The organism is Caballeronia udeis, from assembly GCF_001544555.2.
GTDB lineage: Bacteria > Pseudomonadota > Gammaproteobacteria > Burkholderiales > Burkholderiaceae > Caballeronia > Caballeronia udeis.
The window spans coordinates 193,166-209,567 of sequence record NZ_FCOK02000003.1; the positions used below are offsets into that span (position 1 = coordinate 193,166).

General features: G+C 59.7%; 15 protein-coding genes. 7 read left to right on the forward strand and 8 right to left on the reverse strand.

Annotation, left to right across the window (positions count from 1 at the left end):
• Positions 1 to 7: 7 nt before the first annotated feature.
• The 6 genes from AWB69_RS03860 to mgrA form a co-directional block, all read right to left on the reverse strand.
• Positions 8 to 484, reverse strand: coding sequence for a (2Fe-2S)-binding protein (locus AWB69_RS03860; protein ID WP_062082314.1), 477 nt, complete (start codon positions 482 to 484; stop codon positions 8 to 10).
• A gap of 177 nt (positions 485 to 661) precedes the next feature.
• A complete protein-coding gene (locus AWB69_RS03865; protein WP_156528726.1) occupies positions 662 to 1,276 on the reverse strand; it encodes a hypothetical protein in 615 nt (204 codons plus the stop codon).
• Positions 1,273 to 2,475, reverse strand: coding sequence for a PAAR domain-containing protein (locus AWB69_RS03870; RefSeq protein WP_156528727.1), 1,203 nt, complete (start codon positions 2,473 to 2,475; stop codon positions 1,273 to 1,275). The genes AWB69_RS03865 and AWB69_RS03870 overlap by 4 nt, the downstream gene beginning before the upstream one ends.
• Positions 2,476 to 2,669: 194 nt before the next feature.
• Entirely contained in the window at positions 2,670 to 4,067 is a 1,398-nt protein-coding gene (locus AWB69_RS03875) for an amino acid permease (protein WP_062082321.1), read from the reverse strand.
• A gap of 344 nt (positions 4,068 to 4,411) precedes the next feature.
• Positions 4,412 to 5,182 (reverse strand): ferredoxin--NADP reductase, encoded by a 771-nt coding sequence (locus tag AWB69_RS03880; RefSeq protein ID WP_047895377.1) that lies wholly within the window; start codon positions 5,180 to 5,182, stop codon positions 4,412 to 4,414.
• Between the two features lie 620 nt (positions 5,183 to 5,802).
• A complete protein-coding gene (gene mgrA, locus AWB69_RS03885) occupies positions 5,803 to 6,846 on the reverse strand; it encodes an L-glyceraldehyde 3-phosphate reductase (protein ID WP_062082323.1) in 1,044 nt (347 codons plus the stop codon).
• Between the two features lie 269 nt (positions 6,847 to 7,115).
• Here mgrA and AWB69_RS03890 point away from each other — a divergent pair, with 269 nt between their 5' ends.
• Positions 7,116 to 7,955 (forward strand): mechanosensitive ion channel family protein, encoded by an 840-nt coding sequence (locus tag AWB69_RS03890; RefSeq protein WP_062082325.1) that lies wholly within the window; start codon positions 7,116 to 7,118, stop codon positions 7,953 to 7,955.
• A gap of 33 nt (positions 7,956 to 7,988) precedes the next feature.
• A complete protein-coding gene (locus tag AWB69_RS03895; RefSeq protein ID WP_062082327.1) occupies positions 7,989 to 8,192 on the forward strand; it encodes a DUF3185 family protein in 204 nt (67 codons plus the stop codon).
• Between the two features lie 38 nt (positions 8,193 to 8,230).
• On the opposite strand, the gene AWB69_RS03900 is transcribed toward AWB69_RS03895, so the two are convergent.
• A complete protein-coding gene (locus AWB69_RS03900) occupies positions 8,231 to 8,995 on the reverse strand; it encodes a phytanoyl-CoA dioxygenase family protein (protein ID WP_062082329.1) in 765 nt (254 codons plus the stop codon).
• Positions 8,996 to 9,937: 942 nt separating this feature from the next.
• Entirely contained in the window at positions 9,938 to 11,125 is a 1,188-nt protein-coding gene (gene metK, locus AWB69_RS03905) for a methionine adenosyltransferase (RefSeq protein ID WP_062082332.1), read from the reverse strand.
• A 302-nt stretch (positions 11,126 to 11,427) separates the two neighbouring features.
• On the opposite strand from metK, the gene AWB69_RS03910 reads away from it, so the two are divergent.
• The 5 genes from AWB69_RS03910 (at position 11,428) to AWB69_RS03930 (ending at position 16,362) form a co-directional block, all read left to right on the forward strand.
• Positions 11,428 to 12,312, forward strand: a complete 885-nt coding sequence (locus tag AWB69_RS03910) for a lipid A biosynthesis lauroyl acyltransferase (protein WP_062082335.1) — start codon at positions 11,428 to 11,430, stop codon at positions 12,310 to 12,312.
• Between the two features lie 115 nt (positions 12,313 to 12,427).
• Entirely contained in the window at positions 12,428 to 13,312 is an 885-nt protein-coding gene (gene dapF, locus AWB69_RS03915) for a diaminopimelate epimerase (protein WP_062082500.1), read from the forward strand.
• Between the two features lie 29 nt (positions 13,313 to 13,341).
• Positions 13,342 to 14,061, forward strand: a complete 720-nt coding sequence (locus AWB69_RS03920; protein WP_062082498.1) for a DUF484 family protein — start codon at positions 13,342 to 13,344, stop codon at positions 14,059 to 14,061.
• Between the two features lies 1 nt (position 14,062).
• Positions 14,063 to 14,983 carry a tyrosine recombinase XerC gene (gene xerC, locus AWB69_RS03925; RefSeq protein ID WP_062082337.1) on the forward strand — a complete coding sequence of 307 codons (921 nt, stop codon included), beginning with the start codon at positions 14,063 to 14,065 and terminating at the stop codon, positions 14,981 to 14,983.
• A gap of 176 nt (positions 14,984 to 15,159) precedes the next feature.
• Positions 15,160 to 16,362, forward strand: coding sequence for a class I SAM-dependent rRNA methyltransferase (locus AWB69_RS03930; RefSeq protein WP_062082338.1), 1,203 nt, complete (start codon positions 15,160 to 15,162; stop codon positions 16,360 to 16,362).
• The last annotated feature ends 40 nt before the right edge of the window (positions 16,363 to 16,402 follow it).

Consider the following 16,402-nt stretch of genomic DNA (forward strand, 5'->3'; position numbering starts at 1 on the left):
CGGCGGCTCAGGGCGACGCCTTCATGGCTTGCGCGCCCTGCACTATCGCTTTCACGATGTTGTGATACCCCGTACATCGGCAGAGGTTGCCGTCAAGTTGTTCGCGGACATCGGCTTCGGTGAGATCGGGCTTTTGCGCGGCGAGGGAGGTCGCGCTCATCACCATGCCGGGTGTACAGAAACCGCACTGCAGCCCGTGGCACTCCTTGAACGCCGCTTGCATGGGGTGGAGTTCGCCATCCTTCGCGATTCCCTCGATTGTCGTCACCGACGATCCGTCGGCCTGCACGGCAAGGATGTTGCACGACTTGATCGCGCGGCCATCCAGGTGGACCGTGCACGCGCCGCACTGGGCGGTGTCGCAGCCGACATGCGTGCCCGTGAGACCCAACTCCTCACGGAGAAACTGGACTAGCAGGATATGGGGTTCGACGGTGGCGGTGACGGCTTTGCCGTTGACCGTCAGACTGATGCTGAGTGCCATACTTCTGTCTCCTTCGGAGGATAAACAGCCGAAGCTCACTCACCGCTTTTGTTTCACTGGCCTTGCGGACTTCACGAGTGTGAGTGTCTGGCTGGGTTCGTGTTTATTTGTTGTAGCAATGAGTAAAGCACAAAATGAAGACGGTCGCTATTGGGCTAAAGGTGGGGTGGGGACGGGTTAAATGTCGAAAATCGTCCTTTTGAGCCTTTCCCGGAATGGCATCCGCGTTTTGTCCAGCTTGGTGCCAAAGGACGGGGAAGTCAGTGGGCCCGATTTCTGCGGAGCGGTATCCGACACAGAGGCAGTTCGAGAAGCGTCGCCAATATCCCCAGGTGGCACAGCATTTCCTGAGCCGGACTTCGGAGCGGGCGATGGGGGGCGCGGCGCAGTCGACAGAGAGCGGACAAATCGATGACCGGGTCCATACGCCGTTATCGAAATGGAGGATGCCTCTTTAAAAGGAACTGACTTTCCGTTGTCATCCACAGAAAAAATATCGAATTCCACTATAGGGATGCACCACTTCGCTTTGTCACGAGAAACCTCCTTCTCGTTCTCGTCCAGGCAAAGAAATTTGAACGAGTCGGGATATTCATCAGCACTTTTTCGCTTGGGAATGTCGTTCCACGACTCGATAAATGTAATGGCGCCGGGGTGCGGCAAAGTTGCCGGCTGAAACCCTTCCAGCGAAAAATCTTTTGGCATTACCTTTCCTTCTGTTTGTGTCGAGCATCCGGCGCCGAGCACGATCGATGTCGCCAGGGCAATCGTTAACGCGACCAGTTTCGTCATTTGCTAACTGAATCGAAGTAGGCAAATCTGGCCGGATACCGCTTCCGCCCCTCTGCCTCACAAGGCGTTCCTTTGCTCGACCAATACATGTTTCCCGATTCAGCAAAGTCTTCGTTCGCGTTCCGTCTCGCGTATTGCGACGGTGCCTTTCCATCGCTTGCAATCGCGTCCTCAAAACGTTGCTTCATTGCGGGATCCTTCCAAAGTGCCTCGCTCACCTGATGTCCTGTCTCGTGGAACATCGTGCTGTCGATGTATCGCTGCGGAATTTCGCCTTGTCCCTTCCACGCGGCCCACGGATAGAACGCAACGCCTTGTTTGAGGCTGGCGGTCGCCGCCGATGAGAAGTCTGCTTGCCCATAATCGCGCTGCCAGATCGCGTCTTCAGGATTTGGACTCGAATTGGTCGTGACTTGACCGATATTTTCCAAGTTCTGCTGCGGCAACTTTTCCAGCGCCTTCGCGAGTTGGCGTTCGCCGATCATCGGTAAGCCGTCCGCGGGGGGGCGAGTCGGCACGAAGATCGGAATCTGCTTACCGTCGATCTTCGCATCGTATTGCGTTGCGGCAGCTTTACCGCCCGCCGGGAAGTCAGCTTGAACTGGCCTTCCCGATGACAACGTCACAGCATTTTTTGAGACGTAAAAAGCTGGCGGCGCATCGATTCGGCTCTTTGAACCATCGAGATACGAACAATCGGTTGCCGGTTGGCCGCTAGGGCCGCTTGCCGGATTGTTGTCGGTAGATTCAGCTAGATCCTGTTCCGGCAGTCCCGCAGGCAGCAACGATTTTGGCAGCGGCGTGCCCGTCGGCGAAAAGCCCATTGCGGCTAACTCTTGAGCTTCGAACGACATAAACATGCCGCTCTGCGAAGAGATCAAATGCGGTTTGGGATCGCATTCACAGGCGCAGAGATCGTGGTGTAAGGCGGGCTCCCTGCCCATCCACTTCCCGGGACGACGTGGCCCCGATGGAACAATAGTGCCGATGGTATTGCAAACGGGACAGCGGACTTTCGCGTAGAGATAAGTCAGGTACACACCGCCGTAATTGACCTTATCTATACCTTCTATGATTGTTGCGCCGTTATCCGCTTTATCACCAAACTTAAGATAATTTCGTCTCACAGGTTCTTTGCCTTTTATTGGATTCAACCCATGGTTTTTAACGACCACTGCTTCCACAGGTGAATCAGACAAGTCCTAAAGTTGTCGTGAAACGAAAAAGGCGAAGGATAGCGAAGAGAAATGCGAAGGCCGTTTCAACTCACGTTGGAACGGCCTTCGACGGCTTAAGACTGCATCAGGTTGCAGCGCACGATGTGTACGTGTGCTCCAATGCATGCCCTTCTATATGCGCGACAGGCTAAACGGCTCAGTTCAACCCCGACGTATCACTCCACCTCGCGGCCCAGTTTCGAGTGCCAGCGCGAGTAGCCGAAATAGATCGCCAGCCCGATTGCCAGCCATACCACGAACGCAATCCACGTCACGGCTTGCAGATTCAGCATCAGGAACAGGCAAGCCAGGACGGCGAGCACCGGCACGACCGGCACGCCCGGGCAACGGAACGCCCGCGGCATATCGGGGTGCGTGCGGCGCAGAATCAGCACGGCAATAGACACCATCGAAAACGCCGCCAGCGTGCCAATATTGATCAGTTCAGCCAGCACGTTCAGCGGCACGAGCGCGCCGATCAGCCCGAAGAACAGGCCCACGAGCCAAGTCGTAAAGAACGGCGTGCCGTACTTCGGATGGACCTTCGACAGACGTGCGGGCAGCAGGCCATCGCGGGACATCGCGTAGATAATGCGAGTCTGGCCATAGCTCATTACCAGGATCACGGTCAGCATGCCGAGCACCGCGCCCAGATCGATGAAACCCGCGACCCAGTTTTGCCCTACGACCTGCAACGCGTACGACACCGGATGCGAGATATTGGCGAACTGCGCCGCCGGGACAATACCCGTCACCACCGCCGCCACCGCCACATAAAGCACGGCACATACAGCGAGTGACGAAATAATCCCGATTGGCAGATCGCGTTTAGGATTCTTCACTTCTTCGGCCGCCGACGACACCGAGTCGAAACCGATAAACGCAAAGAACATCACGGCTGCCGCGCCGAATACGCCATTCCAGCCATTCGGCATGAACGGATGCCAGTTCGCGGGCGTGACGTGGAACACGCCAACGCCAATCACCATCAGCACGACCGCGACCTTGATCGCGACCATCACGTTGTTCACGCGCGCTGATTCCTTGATCCCGATCGACAACAGCGACGTAATCACCATCATCACGAGAAATGCGGGCAGGTTGAACAACGTGAAATGTCCGGGCACGGCGCCGGGAGCGGCCGTTAGTATCGTGGGCAGCCCAATGCCAAAGCCTGACAGCAGCGACTGGAGATAACCCGACCAGCCGACCGACACGGCGGAGGTCGCCAGCCCGTATTCCAGCATCAGATCCCAGCCGATAACCCACGCGGCCAGTTCGCCGAGCGTGGCGTACGAATACGTGTAGATGGACCCGGCTACGGGAATTGTCGATGCAAACTCCGCATACGCAAGCGCCGCGAGCCCGCACGCAATGGCCGCGAGAATAAACGACACCATCAGCGCCGGACCGGCTTGAACCGCGCCGGTCCCGGTGAGCACGAAAATCCCCGTGCCGATAATCGCGCCGACACCCAGAAACGTCAGATCGAGCGCCCCCAGCGTTTTTTTGAGTCCGGCGCGTTGCGCGCCGGCGAGCATGTGCTCGATGCTTTTCTTGCGGAACAGGGACATGAACGGGTGACTCCTCAAACCTCGGGCACAGTGCGCCAAATCGATTGGAAAACCCGGGATTTTATCGGAGAGAAGAGGAGAGGCGTCGCAAAACGTTGCAGATACTCTAATTTTGACTTCGCTTCTTCAACGCAATTTTTATGAAAACGTTCAAAAATTGCGTATCTGAGCAAATCTTGGATAAGTTCAGCTTCTGTAAACGGAGTCAGCGGGCGAAGCCGCTTTTTGGAGCGTTTTGTCGCAACACGGAATTGCATATCGCGATGGGTTGACCGACTGCTCAATAAAAAAACCGAAGCGCGAGGGCTTCGGTTTTCATTTTCCAGCAAGGCGGCACGCCAAGTTCAGCCGACGAAAGCCTTCTCAACCACGTAATGTCCCGGATGATTATTGCTGCCTTCCTGGAAGCCCATTTCATCGAGGATCTGACGCGTGTCGCGCAGCATGTGCGGGCTGCCGCAAAGCATCACTCGGTCGTTTTCCACCGAGAACGGGGCCACGTCCAGATCGGCGAAGAGCTTCTTCGTTTCGATCAGGTCCGTGATCCGGCCGCGATTGGCAAACTCTTCGCGGGTAACCGTCGGGTAATACACCAGCTTTTCCTGGATCAGTTCGCCCAGATGCTCGTGCGCCGGAAGGTGCTCGGTGATGAAGTCCTTGTACGCGAGTTCATCGACGAAACGGCAGGTATGCGTGAGCACGATCTTGTCGAAACGGTCGTACACGTCCGGGTCCTTGATGATCGACATGAAGGGAGCCAGACCCGTACCAGTCGACAGCAGCCACAGCGTTTTGCCGGGCAGCAGGTTGTCGGCGACCAGCGTGCCCACGGGTTTCTTGCCGATCAACACCGGATCGCCGACCTTCAAATGCTGAAGACGCGATGTCAGGGGACCGTCCTGCACCTTGATGCTGAGAAATTCGAGGTGCTCTTCGTAATTTGCGCTCGCCAGGCTATAGGCGCGGAGCAGCGGCTTGCCATCGACTTCCAGGCCGACCATGGTGAACTGACCGTTTTCGAAACGGAACGCGGAATCGCGTGTGCAAGTAAAGCTGAACAGCGTGTCGGTCCAGTGATGGACGCTTAGAACGGTTTGAGGATTAAGGTTGCTCATGGCTTCATGGATAGTGCGGAATCAGGGCGGCGCAGTAGTGCGTTCCGGCGGCCGCTGTAAAAACGCGGGCTCGATTCCGGCGACAACACCTCGAAGGCGCAACGAAAGCAATGCGTCATGCTAAAGCGGAATTTCCGGCGACACGCGAGAACCGGGCCGATTGCTGCTGATTGCGGCTAAGACCCGCGCGCTCGGAGCGAATGTTCCGCATTCCCCGCATCCTCACGCGTAATCCGCTATTTTACCGCACACGCGATTTCCGGGTTTAAGGCGCGTTTTTAACACGCTGCAGGGGAATATCCGGCCGATAGGCCCGATCCGCAGACTGGCTCGTCCGGGCAACGGCGCGTAGGGCGCGTGAAATCAGACAACAGGCTCGATCGCGAACCAACAAGACGTTCCGGAGTCCGCATGATAACAACGTCATGCGGGCAGCAACGCAAAGGCCCTGCTGCCTTCAGGCTGGTTTCGGCGACGCGGGAAGATAACCGTGCTGGTGCCGGCATTGCCAGCGGGGTTTCTTGCCGGCAACGCAGCAGGTCAGGGAGCGCGGCGATAACCGCGCTCCATGTGCTCATCGTTGCGAAATCAAGAACTCAGGAACTCAGGAACTCAGGAATTCAAACCCGCTGATCCGTCGACGGCTTTTCCCACAGGTTGATCCCGCCTTCCGTCGCGTGCTGATCGATCTCGGCGAGTTCTTCCTTCGAAAACTCCAGGTTCTTCAACGCGCCGACGTTCTCTGTCACTTGTTCCGGACGGCTCGCACCGATCAGCACCGACGTCACGCGGCCACCGCGCAACGCCCACGCCAGCGCCATTTGCGCGAGGCTCTGTCCGCGCCGCTGGGCGAGGTCGTTGAGCTTGCGCACATGGTCGATATTCTTATCGCTCAAATGCTCCTGCTTGAGCGATCCGCCGCCCGGCTTGTTGACGCGCGCATCGGCGGGAATGCCGTTCAGGTATTTGCCCGTCAGCAGCCCCTGCGCCAGCGGCGTGAACGCGATACTGCCCGCCCCCACCTCGTCGAGCGTGTCGAGCAGGTCTTCCTCGATCCACCGGTTCAGCATGTTGTACGACGGCTGATGAATCAGCAGCGGCACTTTATGCTCGGCCAGCAACTTCGCCATTTCGCGCGTTTTAGCCGATGAATACGACGAAATGCCCACGTACAGCGCCTTGCCGGAGTGCACGGCGGTCGCGAGCGCACCGGCGGTTTCTTCGAGCGGTGTGTCGGCATCGAAACGATGCGAATAGAAAATGTCGACGTAATCCAGGCCCATGCGCTGCAGGCTCTGATCCAGCGACGCCAGCACGTACTTCCGCGATCCGCCGCCCTGCCCGTAAGGGCCCGGCCACATGTCCCAACCCGCCTTCGACGAAATCAGCAACTCGTCGCGATACGGCCGGAAATCGTCCTTGAACAACCGTCCAAAATTCGTTTCCGCGCTGCCGTACGGGGGGCCGTAGTTGTTCGCCAGATCGAAGTGAGTAATGCCGAGATCGAACGCGGTGCGCAGGATGTCGCGCTGCGTGGAGATCGGCGTGGTGTCGCCGAAGTTGTGCCAAAGACCCAGCGACAACGCCGGCAACTTCAGGCCGCTCTTGCCACAGGTGCGGTAAGCCATCTGCGAATAGCGTTCGGACGCTGCTTCGTAAGCCATGACGGAATCCTCGAATTGGTGAAGGGACATTAGGGTGTGCGAGCGGGTGCGAGCGCTAACCAGGCGCAGGCAGGCAACAATCGCGCGGAACATGTCGTCTGACGTGCGCCGAGTTCGTCATGTTAGCGAATCGCGCCGCCTCGCGTTGAACTTGACCCGAACAAATCAAGGCTATCCCGATATTCGGGACACGACCGAATGGCCAGCAAGGGGAACGATTCGCGGGTGGACCCGGACCAACCCTGTTCATTCGAACGAGGAGAGGTTTCATGGACCCGCTGGACAAACTACGCCCTGTCTACGATTTTTTACTGACAGCAGGCGTGACGTACGGATTCAACGTACTGATGGCCGGCCTGATTTTGCTGGTCGGCTGGTGGGTATCGAACCGCGTGGCGAACGCGGTAAAACGCGCGCTCGGCCGCACGAACGCGGACGCCACGTTCACGCCCGTGATGGCAAGTCTGGTGCAATGGGCGATCCGGGTGGTCGCCATTGTTGCGGCGCTGGGCAAATTCGGCGTTGCGGCAGCCAGCATCCTGACCGTGCTCGGTGCGGCCGGACTGGCTATCGGACTCGCGTTGCAAGGCACCTTGCAGAACATTGCCGCAGGTTTGATGCTGTTGCTGCTGCGGCCTTTCAAGGTCGGCGACTACATTGAAGGGATTGGCACAACGGCCGGAACCGTCAACGAAATCGGCCTGTTCACCACTCGTCTGACTAAAAGCGACGGTGTCATCATGTTCGTGCCGAACAGCTCGATCTGGGCGAACCCGGTCACCAATTTCACCGTGAACGACCGGCGCCGCGTGGTGCTGAACGTGATCATTCCGGAGGATCAGGACATTGAGGAATCGTTGGCGTCGCTGCATCGGATTGTGGAAACGGATCCGCGCATCGTCCACGACGACAAGACCAAACCGTGGATCGCCGTCTCCGAGTACACCGATACCGGCGTGAAACTGAACGTCGGCGTCTGGACGAGCCGGACCGATTACGCGAACGTCCAGGCGGACTTGCTGCGCCAGATCAAGCCGGGGATCAAGCCAGCCCCGAAATCATCTGCACCTGGGACTGCGGCGGCGCTGGACGCGCCCGGCCAGGCCTAATAAGCTTGCGGTCCGCACACAGAAGAGATTTTCATGACCAAGGCGATTTCCATTGCACTGATCGTAGGCGGCGTCGTGCTGCTATATTTCGGCGGCCAGTCGTTCCATTCGCTGAGTAACGACGTCTCGCGTTTCTTCACCGGCTCGCCGACTAACAAGACGATCTGGCTGATCGCCGGCGGCATGGTCGCCATGCTGGCCGGGTTGATCGGACTGGCAATTCCGGCCAAGCGCTGACGCTTTCAGGTGCCCTCAGGCGCCTGAAAGCGCGGGCGTCAGATCAACGGCACATCTTCCTTTGACGCGGACCGCGTTCCCGGCAACGGCAGGTTGCTGACGCCACGATAGGTGTAGACCAGCGAGAATTTCACCTGGTCGGTGAGATTCTTGCCGGCGGAATGCAGCGTGTTGCAGTGGAAAAACACCACGTCTCCTGCATTCAGTTTCGGCGACACCGCGCTGCGAATCAGCACTTCGTTCTCAGGCAGGTCGGAGCGGAAGAACTTGGCTTTATCGAAACGTTCAGACGTGAACGGCAACTTGTGCGACATCGGCACAAACCACAACGCGCCGTTTTCGACGGTCTCGTCACCCAGCGCCACCCACGCCGACACCAGGTCGTCCCGCTCGAAGTTCCAGTAACGCACATCGCGATGCCAGCCTGTCAGGCTGCCGTAAGCGGGATGTTTCGTCATCACGCAGTTGTGATGGGCGCGCGAAAGGGTTGGCGCCTCACCGAAATACACCTCCATCCAGCCGCGCACATCGGGCGACGCGGCCCAGGCGGCGAACCGTGGATCGCGACTGTACGCGTCGAGCAACCGTCGCACCGTATGGCCGCCGGGCGCGTCTTTCGAATTCGGTGCGCCGGGATATTGCAGGTCGGCCTCGAACTCCACCGGCGCCGCGGCTTCTACCAACTGCTGCTGCGCCACCTTGCGCATCGCTTCGCAGCGCTCCGGCGTGACGAGGCCCGGCACCACCACGTAGCCGTTCTCTCGCAACGCGCGGACTTGTTCCAACTTCGATTGATTCGGCATATCGACTCACAGGGAAAGCATCTGGCCGGCTGGGCTTCTTCACTACGTAAACAATTGGTAAGAAAGCCGCCTAATTAGGGCGAATACATCAATTGTAAATCGCCCGGGCCGCGCGGCGCTCCGTCCTCCGGGTTTCGGGACGCCGGGCACTTGCTCGAACACCCGTGCGGGAAAATGCCGACTTCCGGCAGTAACATTTGTTCTATAACCTGCCGACGTGCATTGAGAGAGCCCATCGAAAATCCCTTTCGATGAAAATCTATTAAATAAGTGCGCGCTTCAAGCTCGCAACTTTTATTGTGCTCAATTGATCAAACTATTGAACGCTTTTTTTGATCCGACTAATGTCGGGTTGCAGCCATTGCAACCCCGAGCCTGTGAAATCCATGAATATCCGTTTCACGAATCGTCTTACCCGTGCCGCCGTCCGCGCGGCACGTCCTGCGGGGCGCGGCGTTGTTCGCGCGTTGCGCCATCATTCCACACGCACGCAATTGCTTGCGGGGCAATTCAGGAAAACCCATCCCGTCGATGGTATTCGCTCCTGGTTTCACGGATTTTTTTCGAATCTGCGATTAAGGGCGGCATCGCGACAGGCGGCATTTAAAGCGTTATTACGAAAACCGGCGCAATTACGCGCGCCCGTAGCCAAATTGAAATTGGCACCCGGTGTAATTAATACGACAAGCCGTCGTCCGCGCAGGCTTTCGACCAGCGACGGATGGTTTGCGTTTGCTGTCCGCTGATTATTCCTGGCGAGCGCAAAACCCCGGTCTGGACCTGGTTTTACTTATGCGTGCGCGGTTTTGCCGCTGTGAGCGCCGGATGAAGCGGAGCATTGCGCCCGGCGGACATGGCGGCGTCCAACCGCCTGGATAACAGTCAAAAAAAGCCCGCTGAGCGTAACGCTCAGCGGGCTTTTTAATCATTCAAACCAGACACTCAGGCGATTTCAACAACCGGTTCCGTTCCGGCAGCTTCGGCCAGCAGCAGCGCCTTGTCCGTGGCTTCCCACGAGAATTCCGGCTCTTCACGGCCGAAGTGGCCGTACGCTGCCGACTTCTCATAGATCGGACGCAGCAGGTCGAGCATCTGGATGATGCCCTTCGGACGCAGGTCAAAATGCTCGAGCACGAGTTCCTGGATCCTTGCATCCGGCACGCGGCCCGTGCCGAACGTGTTGACCATGACCGAAGTCGGACGCGCCACGCCGATTGCGTACGACACCTGGATCAGGCAACGCGTAGCGAGCCCCGCCGCGACAATGTTCTTCGCGACATAACGGCCGGCGTAGGCTGCCGAGCGGTCCACCTTCGACGGGTCCTTGCCCGAGAACGCGCCGCCGCCATGAGGCGCCGCGCCGCCGTAGGTATCGACAATGATCTTGCGGCCCGTCAATCCGCAATCGCCTTGCGGACCGCCGATCACGAAACGTCCGGTGGGATTCACCAGGAACTTGATGTCGCCCTTGATCAGGTCGGCCGGCAGGACCGGCTTGATGATCTCTTCGATCACGGCTTCACGCAGCGCCTTCAGTTCGATGTCCGGGGCGTGTTGCGTGGAGAGCACGACGGTGTCGATGCTATGCGCCTTGCCGTCGACATAACGCACGGTCACTTGGGACTTCGCGTCCGGACGCAGCCAGTTCAGGCGGCCGTCGCGACGCAGGTTCGCCTGACGCTCGACCAGCCGGTGTGCCAGGTGAATCGGCAGCGGCATCAGCTCGGGCGTTTCGTCGCATGCGTAGCCGAACATCAGCCCCTGGTCGCCTGCGCCCTGATCGAGGTTGTCGTCATGAGCTGCGTCCACGCCTTGAGCGATGTCGCGCGACTGTTTGTCATACGCGACGAGCACCGCGCAACCGCGATAGTCGATGCCGTATTCCGTGTTGTCGTAACCAATGCGCTTGATGGTGTCACGCGCGACCTGGATGTAGTCGACGTTCGCCTGCGTGGTGATTTCGCCCGCGAGGACCACGAGACCCGTATTGCAAAGGGTTTCGGCCGCGACGCGCGAATACTTGTCCTGCGCCAGGATGGCGTCAAGGATGGCGTCGGAGATTTGGTCGGCGACCTTGTCCGGGTGGCCTTCGGAGACGGATTCAGAGGTAAAGAAGTAATCGTTTGACACGCTTCAGACTCCATTTGAGTACGGGTAAGTTGCTCACGTAGCCGACTTCGTTTGGAGTCTGAAGCGGCGACGCTTTAGCGGAAAACATGGTCCGGAAAGCGCCGTTAAGCGCCATCCAGCTTCGCCCCGCAAGTTGTCCATTAACTCGGCGAAGGTTTTATTATAGCGGCTTCTCAAATTTGTCACAGAGCCGAACGTTTGCTGCCATCCCAGAAATACCCTAGCCCTCACCGCCGTCACGTCCGGAACGCTCCCCGGCAAAACCGAAAAACCCTCTTCTTCCGGACCCATGGGAGCGTCACATGTTAGGTCGCATTGGCGTCGCGCTGGCGGTGGGCTTCCTGAAGCTGCTCGCCCGCATTCCCTATGGCATCACCGCACGTTTCGGTGACGGTCTCGGCTGGCTGCTCTATCAAGTCCCGAGCCACAGGAAGCGAATCGTGCATATCAATCTCGGCCTGTGTTTCCCCGAGTGGACGCCCGAGCGCCGGGAAGAAGTCGCACAGAAGCATTTCCGGCACGCGATCCGCAGTTACGTGGAGCGCAGCGTCCAATGGTTCGGCTCCGAGGAGAAGCTCGCCAAGCTGATCCAGGTGGACAGCGAAGTCGACCTCCTCGATCCGGACATGCCGCCCACGTTGCTGCTCGGTTTTCACTTCGTCGCGATCGAGGCAGCTTCGGTGTGGATCAACTACTCGCTGCACAGGCCCTGCGGATCTCTGTATCAGCCGATGTCGAACAAAGCGCTCGACGATATAGCGAAGAAACAGCGTGGCCGTTTCGATGCCGAAATGGCAAGCCGCGCGGACAGTGCGCGGATCGTGCTGCGCTGGCTGCGCGATCGCAAGCCCGTCATGCTCGGCGCCGACATGGACTACGGCATGCGCAACTCCACCTTCGTGCCGTTTTTCGGCGTGCATGCGTGCACGCTGACGGCGGTGGGCCGCCTGGCCAAGACCGGCCACGCGCAAATCATGCCGTTCGTGGGCGAAGTGCTGCCGAACTACAAAGGCTACAAGCTGCGGGTATTCAAGCCCTGGGACAACTACCCGACCGGAGACGATGCCGCCGACGCCCGCCGCATGAACGCGTTCCTCGAAGAACAGGTCCGGCTCATGCCGGAGCAGTACTACTGGGTGCACAAGCGCTTCAAGACGCGGCCGCCGGGCGAACCGGGCTTTTATTGAGTTATTGAGGCATCCGGGTGTCCGGGAAACGACGGCCGAATCGCCGCACAAGCCCGGACTCATCCCCCATCAGGTCTAGTGCATGCCCTTGCAGCATGTCACTTACAATAGCGCCATGAAACTCGAATTCACCAAAATGCACGGCGCGGGCAACGACTTTGTCGTGCTCGACGGCTACTCCAAACCGCTCTCTTTGAGCGGCGCGCAGGTGCGCGCGCTCGCGGACCGGCATTTTGGCGTCGGCGCGGATCAGTTGCTGCTGGTCGAAAAACCGGACATTGAAGGCGTTGATTTCAAATACCGCATCTTCAATTGCGACGGCGGCGAGGTCGAGCATTGCGGCAACGGCGCGCGCTGCTTTGTGAAGTTCGTGCGCGACCGGGGCCTCACCAGCAAATCGAGCGTCCGGGTTCAGGTTCACCACGGCGTGATCGTGCTGACCATGCAGGAGAACGGCGACGTCGTGGTGGACATGGGCCGCCCGGAGTTCGAACCCGCATTGGTACCCTTCAACGCGGAAGGTTTGCAAGGCCGCACGGAGAGCGCCGACACGCTGTGGCCGCTCGACGTGCAAGGTGAAATACGCTGGGTCTCGGTGGTATCCATGGGGAATCCGCACGCCGTGCAAATCGTGGCCGACGTGGAAAACGCGCCGGTGCTGATCGAAGGACCGGTGATCGAGCATCACCCTCGGTTTCCGAAGCGGGTGAACGCGGGATTCATGCAGATCGTGAATCGCGGCACGGTGAAGCTGCGCGTTTTCGAACGCGGCGCGGGCGAAACGCTGGCGTGCGGCACAGGTGCATGCGCAGCGGTTGCGGCGGGTGTCCGTCGCGGTCTGCTCGACTCGCCGGTGCAGGTCGAGACTCATGGCGGTGTGCTGACCATCGCCTGGGAGGGTGCGCACAACGACGCGGCGCCGCTCTTCATGGCTGGCCCCGCCACCACTGTATTCGAAGGCGAGATCGAGCTTGATCCCAAACTCGCTAACGCCGACTGACCGTCAGGAACCCGATGCTGCCCGATACCATGAACGAACGTGAAGTCGCCGACTACCTGATCGCCAATCCTGATTTCTTTGCCGAGCATGCCGAGTTGCTGGGTGCAATCCGGCTGTCCAATCCGCATGGCAAGTCCGCGGTGTCGCTGCAAGAGCGCCAGATGCAAATGCTGCGCGACAAGAACAAACAGATCGAACGCCGCTTGGCCGAACTGCTGCGGTACGGGCATGAGAACGACAGCATCGCTGCGAAGTTTCATCGATGGACCATTCGCGTGATGTCCGAACGCGATCCGCATGCGCTACCGAAGACCATCCCGGCCGGCTTGTGCGAAATCTTCGAGGTGCCGCAAGCCGCGCTACGGGTGTGGGATGTCGCTGAACCCTACGCGCAAGCCGAATTCGCGCGGACCACGAGTGAGGAAGTCCGCTCCTTCACAAGCAGCCTGAGCACGCCGTATTGCGGGTCGAATACCGGCTTCGAGGCAGCCCAATGGCTGACATCGGCGAGTTCGGTCTCCGTGGCCTCGGCTACAACAGATGGTGTCGTAGACACAGCGAACACAACCGAATCCATCGCGCTGATTGCCTTGCGCGATCCGGTGGCCGGTCCGGAAGCGCCCGCGTTTGGCTTGCTGGTCATGGGTTCGCCCGATCCGCGCAGGTTCCACGAGGGCATGGCCACCGACTTCCTCACGCAGATCGGCACGCTTGCCAGCGCCGCGCTCAGCCGCTTGCTGCCCCACTGACATGACCGACGATCCGGTCAACGCCTATCTGTCGATGCTCGAGCACGAGCGGCGGTTGTCGGAACATACATTGCGCGGATACACACACGAACTTGACGAGCTGAAGAAGCTGGCCAACGGCCGGGCGCTGGAGTCGCTGACCGCCGCCGACATGCGCGGCGCCGTAGCACGCGCTCACGGCGGCGGGTTATCGGCACGCTCCATTGCGCATCGGTTATCGGCGTGGCGGGCGTTTTATCGATGGCTGGCGGAACAGGTTGAAATGCAGGCCAATCCGGTGGCGACCGTGCGCGCGCCGAAACGCGCGAAGTCCCTGCCCAAGGCGCTTTCCGTCGACGACGCCAATGCGCTGATGGAAGCGCCGCAAGCCGACACGCCCGAGGCTCTACGGGACCACGCCATACTCGAACTGTTCTATTCGTCCGGCCTGCGGCTCGCCGAACTCGTCGGGCTGGATGTGCATTTCGTGCAATCCGAAGGGTATTCGTCGGCCGGCTGGCTCGACCTCGCCAGCACCGAAGTCAATGTGCTCGGCAAGGGAAACCGGCGGCGGTCAGTGCCGGTGGGCAGCAAGGCAATTACAGCGTTGCGCGCCTGGATTGAAGTACGCGGGCAGTTTGTAAAGGACGATCCACACGCGCTGTTCTTGTCCGTGCGCGGTAACCGGATGTCGCCGAACGTGGTGCGTGACCGCGTGAAACGCATGGCGCTGCTGGCCGGCGTGCCGTCGAACGTGCATCCGCACGTGTTGCGGCATTCGTTCGCCACGCACGTGCTTCAATCCAGCGGCGACCTTCGGGCCGTGCAGGAGCTGCTCGGCCACGCCAGTATCACAGCCACGCAGGTTTATACGTCGCTCGATTTCCAGCATCTGGCACGCGTCTATGACCAGACGCATCCGCGCGCAAAAAAACGCGATTAAGCAAGCACGGCCGCAAGCAAGACGTTGCGGGTATGCCGCTGCACCCTGAAAAATGGCCGACGCGGTGCGAATCCGGCGTAACAGCCAGATTCGCTCGCTGCTCATAAAACCGCGGTCCGATACCTCCACAGCGTTCACTTCCCTCAGGCGAGTTAGCGCTTTCACCGAAGCCCCGCATGAACACCATTACGCTGAAACCGGCGAAAGACAAGTCGCTCGCGCGCCGCCATCCGTGGATCTATGCAAACGCAATTGAACACATGGAAGGCAAACCCGCGCCCGGCGCAACCGTGCTGATCCGCGCTCACGACGGGCGTTTCCTGGCGCGCGCGTCGTACAGCCCGGTCTCGCAGATTCGCGCGCGCGTCTGGAGCTTCGACGAGACCGAGCCAATCGATCACGCGTTTTTCAAGCGGCGCGTGCAGCGGGCGATCGCGCACCGGCAAACCATGGTGCGCGACACCGGCGCCACGCGGCTGATTTTCGGTGAGGCTGACGGACTGCCAGGCCTGATTGTCGATTACTACATTGCGGACGATGAAAGCCGGCGTGGCCAGTTGGTCTGCCAATTCATGGCGACCGGCGTGGAACACTGGAAAGAGCCGATCGTGAAGGCGCTGATCGGCGCAACCGGCTGTCCGAATGTCTATGAACGCTCCGACGTGTCCATTCGCCAGAAGGAAGGACTCGAGCAGATCACCGGCGTGCTGGCGGGTGATCCGCCGCCTGCCACCCTGATCGCGAATGAGGGAGGCGTGCGGTATCACATCGACGTCGAACGGGGCCATAAAACCGGCTTCTACGTCGATCAACGTGACAACCGCGCGCTTGTCCGCGAATACGCCGGTGACCGCGACGTCCTCAACTGCTTCTGCTACACGGGCGGTTTTTCGCTGGCTGCGTTGAAAGGCGGCGCGAAACGCGTAGTGTCGATCGACTCCTCCGGCGACGCGCTGGCGCTCGCCCGGCAAAACGTCACGGCGAACGGTTTCGACCCGCAACGCGCCGAATGGCTCGACGCCGACGCGTTCAAGACCCTGCGCCGCTTGCATGAAGAAGGCGAACGCTTCGACCTGATCGTGCTTGATCCGCCCAAGTTCGCGCCGTCGCGCGAACACGTGGACCGCGCCGCGCGCGCCTACAAGGACATCAACCTGACCGGCTTCAAGTTGCTGCGCCCGGGCGGCCTGCTGTTCACCTATTCCTGCTCGGGCGCCATTGACGCCGATCTGTTCCAGAAGATCGTGGCGGGGGCCGCGGCCGACGCGAAAGTCGATGCGCGTATCCTGAAGCGCCTTGGCGCGGGCGTCGATCACCCGCTTTTAACCGCGTTTCCCGAAGGGGAATACCTGAAAGGCCTATTGTTGCAAATCGCCTGATCGCCCATAGTTGAGCGCTTCGGACAGCGCGCGTTCCGGT